The organism is Streptomyces sp. NRRL F-6492, from assembly GCF_001280125.1.
GTDB lineage: Bacteria > Actinomycetota > Actinomycetes > Streptomycetales > Streptomycetaceae > Streptomyces.
In genome coordinates, this window is the sequence record NZ_LGEG01000123.1 from 1 (window position 1) to 767 (window position 767).

The following is a 767-nucleotide window of genomic DNA, read 5'->3' on the forward strand; positions in this document are numbered from 1 at the left end:
AAACGCCCGGTTACATTCCGAACCCGGAAGCTAAGCCTTTCAGCGCCGATGGTACTGCAGGGGGGACCCTGTGGGAGAGTAGGACACCGCCGAACAATTCTTCAGGACCCCTGGTCCCAGCGTTCATGCTGGGACCAGGGGTCCTTTTGTTTTTCCTTGATTTTTCTCCACTGCGCGGCGGAGTGCCGGCTGCGCGAGAATGACTGCAGTACCCGAAGACAGGAGTCACGACCATGCCCACCAACTCTCCCGACGACCGTCCGGAGCGCGAGCCGCGTCGCAGGGACGGTGGTGGTGGCGACCGGGGCGGCTTCCGTGGGCCGCGCCGTGACGACCGTGGCGGGGACAACCGCGGTGGCGGTGGCTTCCGTCGCGACGACCGCCGCGATGACCGGAGTGGTGACAACCGCGGTGGTGACAACCGCGGTGGCGGCTTCCGTCGCGATGACCGTCGTGACGACCGTCCGCCGTTCCGCCGGGACGACAACCGTGGTGCCGGTGGTGGCTTCCGTCGTGACGACCGGGGCGGTGACCGGCCCTCGTTCCGGCGCGATGAGCGTCCCTCGTACCAGCGTGATGACCGGCGCGACGACAACCGTGGCGGTGGCGGCTTCCGTCGCGACGACCGGGGCGGCGACAACCGTGGCGGTGGTGGCTTCCGTCGTGATGATCGCGGTGGTGACAACCGGGGCGGCGACAACCGCGGTGGCGGCTTCCGTCGTGACGAGCGTCGTGACGACCGTGGCGGCGAGCGGCCCTCGTTCCGG

Annotated in this window: 1 rRNA gene and 1 pseudogene; one reads left to right on the top strand and one right to left on the bottom strand. The window is 68.7% G+C overall.

Annotated features, from left to right (window positions below):
* Positions 1-95, top strand: a 5S ribosomal RNA gene (gene rrf / locus ADL08_RS11705); the annotation flags it as partial.
* A gap of 6 nt (positions 96-101) precedes the next feature.
* Here the strand turns inward: rrf and ADL08_RS37155 are convergent.
* Positions 102-767: pseudogene (locus tag ADL08_RS37155) on the bottom strand (hypothetical protein); the annotation flags it as partial.